At 48.7% G+C, this 1354-nt stretch carries 1 protein-coding gene; it reads right to left on the minus strand.

Going from position 1 to position 1354, the window contains the following annotated elements; genetic code table 11:
* Nucleotides 1-33 precede the first annotated feature (33 nt).
* Nucleotides 34-1354: ABC transporter permease (locus tag BN587_RS07225; RefSeq protein WP_044484512.1), on the minus strand; the 1321-nt coding region annotated here is incomplete at its 5' end.

The raw sequence follows: 1354 nt of genomic DNA on the forward strand, positions 1-1354 counted from the left end.
TCATATTTGTTGATTACGGGAATGCTCCTTTAATTAAATACCTACGTTACCCTTGGAAACCTTATTCAGAATCAGGTTACCAATCAAAACAATCAGCAGAATGATTACAGAAAGCACAGAAGCATTCTGCGTATCTGCATAGGTCTGCAGTTCATACAGCAATACGCCGATGGTCTTGGTATCACTGCCGTACAGGAGCAGGGACATAGTCAGCTCGTAGAAGGACGGCATGAAAATCAGGAACCAGCCGGCAACGATGGACGGTGCAATAAGCGGCATGATGATATCCTTGCAGCAGCGCAGCCAGCTGGCACCGGAGTTCAGTGCAGCCTCCTCCAGAGAGATGTGCACCTGGCTCAGCGAAGCGGCGATGGTACGCACAGACATCGTCATGTATTTTACCAGATAAGCAACTACCATAATCCACATCGTGGAATAAAGGTTCAAACCAAAATTACCGCTGAAGGTAATAATCAAAGCCAGCGCAATAACGATGGACGGGGTACTGCCACCGATAACTACCAGCAGATCCGGCAGGCTGCGGCCTTTGATTCTGGTTTTAACTGCAAGATATGCAATAAAGATGGAAATAAGTGTGCCGATGCAGGCAGCAATAACGGCGTAAACAACAGAATTCCAAACGCTTTCCATATACTGGGAGCTGGTGATAACAGGAATCCAGGCATCAAAGCCCAGGTTATCCAGAGCAATCGGCTTAGACAGAGTGATAATCAAGCTGGTAAGCACGATAGATCCCAGCGGAATGATAATGGAAATCATGCTGTAAGCGCCAACCAGGCAGAAGCAGGGCCATTTCCATTTTCCCAACTCAACGATGTTCGGACGGGTGCTCTTACCGCTGATAGTGGTGTAATCCTTTTTGCCAACCATCCAGGTCATACCGAACAGCAGGATGTTAGCAAGGAACATCAGGGAAGCAGCCAAAGCAGTAGCATCACGTACGCCCGCAGTATCGCCCATGTAAATATAGGTTACGATACGCGTGGTCATTACTTCAATATTGCCCGGCATACCTACGATAGCAGGAATACCGAAGCAGCTGCCGGCAGCAATAAATACCAGCAGGCCGCCTGCCAGAATGGACGGAGCCATCAGCGGCAGGGTTACGTCAAAAACGGTACGCATCGGAGAAGCGCCGCTGACACGCGCAGCCTCCTCCAGAGTCGGATCCATTTTCTCCATAGCACGGGAAATGGTGATGAAAGCAAAGGGAGAGTAGAACAGAGTCAGTACCCAGCCTAAGCCGGCCATAGTATAAATGTCAAAGGGTGCTGTTTCCAGACCAAAGACAAATTTAAGAATCTCATTCAGATAACCTACACTGGGGTTCAGC

The sequence above is a fragment of the Phascolarctobacterium succinatutens CAG:287 genome (genome assembly GCF_000434895.1).
Lineage (GTDB): Bacteria > Bacillota > Negativicutes > Acidaminococcales > Acidaminococcaceae > Phascolarctobacterium_A > Phascolarctobacterium_A succinatutens_A.